At 45.7% G+C, this 9,520-nt stretch carries 7 protein-coding genes; 4 read left to right on the forward strand and 3 right to left on the reverse strand.

What is annotated here, in order from left to right:
• Nucleotides 1-313 precede the first annotated feature (313 nt).
• The gene (locus P5674_RS15430) at nucleotides 314-1,375 is read right to left on the reverse strand and encodes an alpha/beta fold hydrolase (protein ID WP_014276726.1); all 1,062 of its coding nucleotides are present in this window, start codon (nucleotides 1,373-1,375) and stop codon (nucleotides 314-316) included.
• A gap of 174 nt (nucleotides 1,376-1,549) precedes the next feature.
• On the opposite strand from P5674_RS15430, the gene infC reads away from it, so the two are divergent.
• The 4 genes from infC to P5674_RS15450 all read left to right on the forward strand — a co-directional run bounded on the left by infC (nucleotide 1,550) and on the right by P5674_RS15450 (nucleotide 7,771).
• Nucleotides 1,550-2,095: a translation initiation factor IF-3 gene (gene infC, locus P5674_RS15435; RefSeq protein WP_006617261.1), complete on the forward strand. Its 546-nt coding sequence runs from the start codon at nucleotides 1,550-1,552 to the stop codon at nucleotides 2,093-2,095.
• Between the two features lie 132 nt (nucleotides 2,096-2,227).
• Nucleotides 2,228-5,263: a HEAT repeat domain-containing protein gene (locus tag P5674_RS15440; protein WP_006617260.1), complete on the forward strand. Its 3,036-nt coding sequence runs from the start codon at nucleotides 2,228-2,230 to the stop codon at nucleotides 5,261-5,263.
• A 51-nt stretch (nucleotides 5,264-5,314) separates the two neighbouring features.
• Nucleotides 5,315-5,791, forward strand: a complete 477-nt coding sequence (locus P5674_RS15445; protein WP_006617259.1) for a Crp/Fnr family transcriptional regulator — start codon at nucleotides 5,315-5,317, stop codon at nucleotides 5,789-5,791.
• A gap of 357 nt (nucleotides 5,792-6,148) precedes the next feature.
• Nucleotides 6,149-7,771 carry a peptide chain release factor 3 gene (locus P5674_RS15450; RefSeq protein ID WP_006617258.1) on the forward strand — a complete coding sequence of 541 codons (1,623 nt, stop codon included), beginning with the start codon at nucleotides 6,149-6,151 and terminating at the stop codon, nucleotides 7,769-7,771.
• Between the two features lie 81 nt (nucleotides 7,772-7,852).
• Here the strand turns inward: P5674_RS15450 and P5674_RS15455 are convergent, their stop codons facing one another.
• On the reverse strand, nucleotides 7,853-9,103 hold the full coding sequence (locus tag P5674_RS15455; RefSeq protein ID WP_006617257.1) for an ABC transporter ATP-binding protein: 1,251 nt from the start codon (nucleotides 9,101-9,103) through the stop codon (nucleotides 7,853-7,855).
• 5 nt (nucleotides 9,104-9,108) lie between these two features.
• On the reverse strand, nucleotides 9,109-9,243 hold the full coding sequence (locus P5674_RS15460; RefSeq protein WP_286131360.1) for a hypothetical protein: 135 nt from the start codon (nucleotides 9,241-9,243) through the stop codon (nucleotides 9,109-9,111).
• Nucleotides 9,244-9,520 lie beyond the last annotated feature (277 nt).

Here is a 9,520-nt window from a genome sequence, read left to right on the forward strand (position 1 = left end):
CAAGTACGGTTTTGAATGGGAGGGGATGGAGGTGACTCCATTCTCGACCCCTTCTAGTTTTCTGGCTGTCTCCTGGATCCGGAAAAATTCAGTTTCTGCCTCAATTCTAACCCCTGGCGTGCAACTGACCGGATTTTCCAGAATTTGACCCTTCTCCCAGGTTAGGTAACTGGCGTCTTCTAGCTTGGTCTCACAGCGCAGCGGGGATTGGATTAGCCCCGTTGTATGCCCTCAATCATCAGGATTATCAACAAATCCGCCAGAAAATTGATACAGATCTGGACGACTGACGATATCAGTGACGAGTTCGGCGTTAGGGTAGAGTTAGAGTTTCCCCTAAGCAACTGTTAATCCAGTCGAAAATTTCCCGGTTCACCCGTTCGGGACATTCATCATGGGGGCAGTGACCCGCGCCCTCCAGTTCTACTAACTTGATGTGGGGATTATATTTTAGGTAGAGGTGAGGTTTAGCCAGTTTCAGGGGAATCAGTCGATCCTGTTTTCCCCAGAGTAGTAATATGGGAACCTGCACCTGGGGGAATAGACTGCGTACAGATGGGCCGAGTTTAGAACTCCCCATAATCTGAAACAGAATAATAAAAGCCCTAGCCGCCCCTCGGTCTTGGGGTGGAGTAGATAGAATATGTATCAGTTCCTCTGTAACCGAGTCTTGATTGTGATAGGCTAATTTAACCCAACGACTGATGACAGATGGCTGTCTCACTAGATAGAATATGGGACGTAATATAATAGGGGAAGCAACCAAACTTTGGATAAACTCGACTGGGGGAACCATCCACCCAGCTAATAAGTCCGCTAAAGCGGCCGGATCGGGTAGACTGAGCATAACCAAACTTTGGATAAACTCGACTGGGGGAACCATGCACCCAGCTAATAAGTCCGCTAAAGCGGCCGGATCGGGTAGACTGAGCATAACCAAACCCTTAGCGGTTTTGGGATATTGAGCAACAGTTGCTAGGGCGATCAGAGAACCAATAGAGTTTCCCACCCAGATGGTCGGACGGCGGATAAAAGTTTGCCAAAAGTCATGCACCAATTCTGTCCACAGGGAAACATTATATGGGGCGATCGCCTTTTCAGAACAACCAAACCCCAATAAGTCCAAAGCATAAACTGGGTGGGAATGACTGAATGCCGACAAATTGTGTCTCCAGTGGCCGATAGATGCGCCAAAACCGTGAAGGAAAATTAAAGGAACAGGAGAGTTGCTCCCTAGTGGGTCTTGAACCTCAAAAATAGGCGACTTAGCCCCTTGAGGGTGTCCGCAACGCCGAAAAGTATAGCGAACTCTCCACCCCCGCCAAATCCAATCACGCTGAAAGCCCATTTGTTTGTGCCAGTCTGGTGAATCCATCTAACCGTCGTCCTGAGTACAACATAACTTGAAAGTTACCCCTAAAATACTAGGGTTCCTAAAGTTTAGATTAAATGTCAAGCCTATTGATATGGGAAATCAGTACAATGTCCTGTTAGGGGGACCCACAATTGTCGAGACATTCGTTGACCTCATTAACTTAAAATTCCTGTAATGCCTGTGATAGAATCAAAAAGAAATCGCAACTTACCTCAAATCAACGACAATATCCGCTTTCCTAAGATTCGCCTGATCGATACCGAAGGCGGTCAGCTAGGGATCATGACTCCCAGGGAGGCCATGAAACTAGCTCAGGAAAAGGAACTAGACCTAGTTCTGGTTAGCGATAAAGCTGACCCTCCCGTATGCCGGATTATGGACTATGGGAAGTTCAAATATGAACAGGAAAAGAAAGTTCGGGAAGCTCGTAAAAAGCAGCATACCGCCGATGTCAAAGAAGTTAAGATGCGTTACAAAATTGATGATCACGACTATCAGGTGCGTGTGAATCAAGCCAAGCGCTTCCTTAAATCCGGCGATAAGGTCAAAGCCACAATTATGTTCCGGGGTCGAGAAATTCAGCATAGCAACCTAGCCAGGGAACTGCTCAAACGTATGGCCGAAGACCTGGAAGAACACGCCGAAGTTCAACAGTCCCCCAAACAAGAGGGACGGAGTATGATGATGCTGTTGGCTCCCAAAAAAACAACAACTAGCTGAGACTCAGGAATTGTGGGTCATTGTGATTTGTCAAACCTGTTGCTGCTACGGTTATGATAAACCAGTAACCCCAGTTCCGCCCCATAACTGATAATTTAGAGAAGAGATAAAATTGAGGGGTCTCAATACGGGATGGAAAAGCGAATTGGTGAACCCGCAGGAGTGGGACAGGGTGTGCTACGCGGTCTAAATCTCCGCCCAGAAGAAGTAGAGCGAACTTTATTAATGTTCGCAGTATATACTTTTTCATCCATCGGACTGATTTGGTTAGAACTAAGTACCGTCGGCCTGTTTATTGATCAATATGGGGCAGAGAAACTGCCTTGGATTTATATTGCTAGTGCTGGTATCGGGTCTAGTTTGGGTGTAGTTTACTCTCGGTTACAGACATTTTTACCCCTGCGCCGGGTGATTGTTCTGATTTTACTACTCATGGCAATCCCCCTGTTTCTATTTCGTTTTGGTTTGGGAATAGAAGATGTAAGGGTATTGGGATTAAGCCTTCAATTTGTTACCCTATTTGTCATGTGGCTGTGGGTTGAGGCTTGTTATCTCCTCAACGATCTCAATACCTCCATTACCTCCAATCAACTTTTTAACATTCGGGAGATCAAGCGCACCTATCCCATTATCAGTAGTGGTTATCTCGTCGCTGGGGTGGTTAGCGGTTTCTCCCTGCCTCTATTGCTCAGATTTGTAGGCTTAAATAATGTCACCCTAGTATCTGGGGCTATGGTGATTGTGGGAGCAGGTGTTTTATTTTATCTGTCCCAAAGATATGAACAGTCTTTCCCTGATTCTTCCCGGTGGACCCCGGAAGACGAACTACCAGAATTTAGTACCCGTAGCCTCAAAGGTCCCCTACAAGGCTATGTCATTCCCTTGGTGCTATTTTTCGTCATGGCTGAAGTCGTCTATGTCATGGTCGATTTCCAGTTTTTCAGTCAGTTAGAATACCGTAGTGGTATCGGTGGCGCTAGTTGGATTGTTAGCTTCCTGGGACTATTTGAGGGGATTTTAAGTACCTTCCAAGTAGCAACTCAGTGGTTTGCTTCCAGTCGCTTGGTCGAAAAAATAGGCGTGTTTGGTACAGCATCTATCCTTCCTGTGGGGGTAGTCGCCTTGGGCCTGTTTTCCTTGATAGGGGGGGCTACGGGTTTATTTACCATATTTATAGGGTTTTTGATTCTCAGATTTTTAGATGAACTGTTCCACTACACTCTCATCGAAACTACCGGGACGGTTCTATTTCAACCCCTACCAGAAAATATTAGGAGTGATATTCAGACCCTGGTTAATGGTGTATTTGAACCCCTGTCAACGGGTTTGAGTGGTATCGGGATTTTGCTGTTGCTGTGGCTGATTAACCTATTTTTACCCGATGGTGTCCCAGAAGGTATTTTCCAGCAAGACCAAAGTCTGATTTTTGTCGTAACTATTATTTTGTTGGCTTTTGTCTGGTTGTGGGTGGTCTGGAAAATTCGCTCCCAATATGTAAGACTTCTAGTTCGTAGTGCTGAACGCGGTCGCCTGGGAACTACAGATATTGATATGCGTAGCCTCAAGCGATCGGTGGTCGATGAGTTGAAACAGCCAACCCCAGAAGCTGATAAGCGTTCCTGTATGGAATTACTCAGCCAACTTGATCCTAAAAATGTCGGGGAGACTCTGGTTCCACTACTGGAGATTATGTCCCCGAATCTTCAGCGTCAAGCCCTAGAACTGATGCTAGATTATCCTAATCCCGCTCATTTAGAGGCGATTAGATCCCTATCTCGTAGCAGTCTACCTCCTGAAGTTTTGGCTTTGGCACTACGCTATATCTGGTTAACTGAATCTAACCCAGATATTAATCAGTTGAAACCTTACCTACAACCAAGGGTCGATCCGGTGGTACGGGGAACAGCCGCGGCCTTGATTATGCGTCGTGGCGATCGCGAACAAAAAGCGGCAGCCACTAATACTATCCGGCGCATGATCGTCTCTAATCAAGAACCTGAAAGGGTGATGGGAGTCCGGGCTCTGGGTGATGCTGATTATATGCAAGGGTTGCGAGTTTATCTTAATGACCTCCTCGCTGATGAATCTCTCAGAGTCCGCTGTTCGGTCTTGGAAGTCATTGCGGCTACTAAGATGGAGGAATACTATGGCTCCCTATTAAAAGCTATTTCCTACCGTTCTACCAGAGAAGCAGCCAGAATGGCTTTAGTCCGCTTGGGAAATGAGGCTATTCCTCTGTTAATCAGAATAGCCACGGATATCTATAAATCCGATTTAGTCAGACTTCAGGCTTGGTCTGCTTTAGGAGACATTGGTACGCCATCCGCCTTAGATACTCTCATCGATAACCTGTTAATTTCCTGGGGAACCACCCGACGTAATATTCTCCGCATTCTCCTGAAAATTCCCGATGATGCGGGGATTGAAAGAACTTTAGACCGCATTGGACGTAATGGGGTGGAAACGTTAATTGAACAGGAGTTGATGTTTATTGGTCAAATCTATAGCACTCTTTTAGACCTCGAACCTGAAAAACCTACAGCTCCTATCTTACCTTATACTGTCTCCCTTGAGGTCGCTTCCCCCCTAGAAATGCTCTGTCGCGCGCTCCGTAATCTTGAATCTGATGCTATAGACCGCTGTTTTCTGCTGATGAAGTTCCTTTACTCCCTCGGATCTATTCAGGCGGCGGCTTTCAATATTCGCTCTGGACAACAGGGAAATATTGCTCGTGGGTTGGAAATCTTGGATAATACTGTTGATATTTCCCGTAAACGAGCCTTGATTGGCATTTTGGATAATCACTCTATTGTCCAAAAAATTGAGGATCTCTCCCCTTTGATTTCCTATAAACCAATGACACCTAGCGATCGCCTCCGTCGTTTACTGGAGTTTCGCCATTTCCTCTCAGATTGGTCTTTGGCTTGTTGCTTCCACCAAGCGCGGTCCGCCAGTTGGAGTCTCACCGCTGAACAGACTTTAATGTGTCTGAGACACCCCACAGGTTTTGTGCGGGAAGCTGTTTTGGCTTACCTCAAGATGGGAGCGCGTCAGGCTTTGGTAGAATTATTGCCAATGCTACAAACTGATCGGGATCCTCTGGTGGCTCACCAAGTACAACAATTAATCTCGGAATTAGCTGTACACAGAAAAACCGAAATGCCTTGATCAATAGGGAGTCCGTCTGGATTCAAGTTCACTAACTCGCCTTGACCTATTATGTTAACTAGCGTCCAACGCCTATTGTTTGTGCGAAAAGTCCCCATTTTTCAAGAACTTAGGGATGATTTCTTGGTGCGTCTTGCTTCTGTTATGGATGAATTGTCTTTTCCCGCTAATCAGAGTATTTTTACTGAGGGACAAGAAGGCCGATCGCTTTATATTGTCGTTTCTGGTCAGGTCAAGGTTCATCATGGCGATCGCGAATTGGCTCGTTTGGGTAAAGAAGACTGTTTTGGCGAAATGTCTCTATTTGATGCTGAACCGCGATCGGCTTCTGTCACTACCCTAGAACCCTGTGAATGTCTCATGCTCACACAGATGCAGCTTTATGATGCTATTGATGAGACCCCTGGTATTGCGGTTAATATTATTCGCTTACTATCTCGCCGCATTCGAGAATTGAATCAAAAAGCCAACGCTCAAAACCCTAAATCTTCTATCTCCGAAGTCAAAGTCCCACCCGATCGCTCTTGACATCGGATTTAATGTTGATTTTTTCTTCAAAAAAAAATTTGAGGGTCGCTTTTTTTGCCTCGCGGGGATTGACAGCCCAGAGCATTGCTGCTACTATATTGACAGTAGCCTTAATAATGGAACATTTGCCAAAATAAAAAAATTACAACCATCCCATTATGATAAAAGTATAGCGCAAGCGCCCGCGAAAAGCAACCCCCTCCCCCCAAAAAAAATTTTTTGCAACATTTCTTAAAATTTTGTAACAAAAGTTAACAAAGTCATAGTTTGGTACGAGGGGATGGTCTGATAGATGGTCTGAATGTATATATAATAGACAAAAGTTAAGTCGGAGATGGCAAAATCTACCAAGGCCCTATGTCAACAGAAATTAAGGACGAATTACAGCTAGAAGTGCAACGCCGCCGTAATTTCGCCATTATCTCCCACCCAGACGCGGGAAAAACCACATTAACAGAAAAACTGCTGCTGTACGGAGGGGCGATTCATGAAGCCGGGGCGGTAAAAGTCCGCAGGTCGCAGCGTCACGCGACATCAGACTGGATGGCGATGGAACAACAACGGGGTATTTCTATCACTTCAACAGTTTTGCAGTTTGAATATCGTAACACTCAGATTAACTTACTCGATACCCCCGGACACCAAGATTTCAGTGAAGATACCTATAGGACCTTGGCGGCGGCGGATAATGCGGTGATGCTGGAAGATGCAGCTAAGGGGTTAGAACCTCAAACGCGGAAGCTGTTTGAAGTGTGTAAGATGCGGGGCTTACCTATCTTTACGTTTATTAATAAAATGGATCGCCCGGGTCGGGAACCTTTGGAACTTCTTGATGAAATTGAGCAGGAGTTGGGTTTACAACCTTACCCGGTAAATTGGCCTATTGGTATGGGCGATCGCTTTAAAGGGGTTTTTGACCGCCATAAGCGACAAATTCATCTATTTGAAAGGACGGCCCACGGTTCTCGGGAAGCGGTAGATACAGTGATAGATTTGGGAGATCCGCGTATTGAGGATTTATTAGACCAGGATCTGTATTATCAACTCAAGGAAGAATTGGAACTATTAGACGCTTTAGGATCAGATTTAGATCTCGAGGCGGTACATGGTGGGAAAATGACCCCAGTATTTTTTGGTAGCGCCATGACTAACTTTGGGGTACAACTGTTTCTGGATGCTTTCCTAGAATATTCGTTAAAACCAGGTCACCACAGTAGCACGATTGGGGATATTCCCCCAGATTATCCAGAGTTTACTGGGTTTGTGTTTAAGTTACAGGCGAATATGGACCCGAAACATCGCGATCGCGTAGCTTTTGTGCGGGTATGTACGGGAAGATTTGAGAAGGACATGACTGTTAGCCATGCTAGAACCGGAAAAACGGTGCGTCTGTCACGTCCCCAAAAACTGTTCGCTCAGGATCGCGAGTCAATTGATGCGGCTTATCCTGGGGATGTAATTGGCTTGAATAATCCGGGGGTATTTGCGATCGGTGATACGATATACAACGGCCAAAAACTGGAATATGAGGGGATTCCCTGTTTTTCCCCGGAACTTTTCGCCTATCTGAAAAATCCTAACCCCTCTAAATTTAAACAGTTCAATAAGGGTATTACAGAACTGAGGGAAGAGGGAGCCATTCAGATCATGTATTCTCAGGATGATTCTAAACGCGATCCAATTTTGGCGGCGGTGGGTCAACTTCAGTTTGAGGTAGTTCAGTTTCGGATGCAGAATGAATATGGGGCGGAAACTCGCCTAGAATTGTTACCCTATAGTGTGGCTAGATGGGTAGCAGGGGGATGGGAAGCCTTAAACAAGGCGGGAAGACTGTTTAATACTGTGACTGTTAAAGACAGTTGGGGTCGCCCAGTTTTGTTATTTAAGAATGAGTGGAATTGTCAACAGGTACAGTCGGAACATCCCGAACTGGATTTAAGAAGTTCGGCTCCGGTGGTTTCTGGTCAGCAACCGAAATAGTCGGAAAGGCGGGAAAGGCGGGAAAGGTCGGAAAAGTCCAGGCGATCGCGTAGCGTGTGCGTAGCACGTATCGCGCAGCGACTAGGCGGTAGTATCGCCTGTTTTTGGGTCAAAAAGATGCACTTTTTCAGGAGCGATCGCCAAGGCAATTTTATCTCCCAAACTAACATCAACAGCGGCTGGAATCCTGACCTGTAAAGAATCTTCTGGGGGGTGAGTAAACCTGACAAATAACAATGTTTCATGTCCCAAGGCTTCCACCCGTTCGACCCGGACATTAAGATGATTAGGGCTAGGTTCTGCGAGGGTTAAATGTTCTGAACGCACCCCCAAAACCACAGACTGATCAGCCCAATTAGTGAGACCAGCTATCCTTTGGTGAGATAAACAGAGGCGAAAATGGGGATGAATTAACTCACCGGAATTAGATAATTTAACGGTGATAAAATTCATAGGAACCGAGCCAATAAACTCGGCTACAAAACGGTTAGCGGGGGAATTATACAAAACCATGGGACTGTCAATTTGCTGAATTTGTCCGCCATTCATGACAGCAATTCGGGTCCCCATAGTCATAGCTTCGGTTTGGTCATGGGTAACATAAATAGTAGTAGTTCCCAACTTTCGCTGAAGTTCAACGATTTGCGATCGCATTTCGGTGCGTAACCTAGCATCCAAATTAGATAAAGGTTCATCCATGAGAAAAACCTGGGGATTTCGAGCCATAGCCCGTCCTAAAGCCACCCGTTGTTTTTGACCGCCAGAAAGTTGTTTAGGGAAGCGATCTAGTAGGGGTTCAATCTGCAAAATCTCGGCAATTTCTTGTACTCGCAGCGCAATGGAGCGTTCCCGAGTAGATTGATGACGGAAGGACTGAGGAAAAGGGAGCGATCGCGTTATAGTCCCCGCCAGTTTTGGGAGGAATTTTTCAGGTTTACCAGTACGTCGCAATCCAAAAGCCAAATTATCATAAACTTTAATATGGGGATATAGGGCGTAATTTTGAAAGACCATAGCGACATCGCGGTTTTTGGGAGGACAATCATTAACTAAGCGATCGCCAATCCAAATCTTTCCAGCGGTGGGAGTTTCCAACCCAGCAATTAAGCGTAACAGGGTACTTTTTCCACAACCAGAAGGTCCGACAAATACCATAAATTCACCATCACCGACGGTGAGGTTAATATTACGAAGTACGGCTCTATCTGGGTCTGTTGAGGTGGGGGTGGGTTCTTTCTGTGTGGCTGTAAGGGGGCTGACGGTTGAGGCGACCCTTACAGTATTTGCTGGGGAAAAACGCTTATAAATATTCTCCAAAACGACGATCGCCATAGTGATTAACCCTCGATGGTTGTATCATAAATGGGGCTAACCACGGACAAAATCGGTTCCCAAAAATTCAATTCGACCATGCGATCGCCATAACCATCTTTACCCCAAACGGGAATCACATCAGGAACTAAAGTTACCATAGGATTTTCACTGGTTAAACAATATACAGGCTCACGGGGAGTAGTCGTGGCTAACCCCCGACAAGCATATCATAATGACTGATACTTTAACATCTGAGTACCAAGGACTAACTGGAGCATGGAGGTTTAAGCGATCGCAATTCCTTTTTGAGGGATTTTCATAACTCCGAGGGCTCTCGAAACTAAACCTTGTAGGTTGGGTGAAACCCAACAGAGATGATAGTAGGTTGGGTGAAACCCAACAGTAAACCTTGTAGGTTGGGTGAAACCCAACAGT

This window comes from Limnospira sp. PMC 289.06 (assembly GCF_032350395.1).
GTDB classification, from domain to species: Bacteria; Cyanobacteriota; Cyanobacteriia; order Cyanobacteriales; family Microcoleaceae; genus Limnospira; species Limnospira platensis.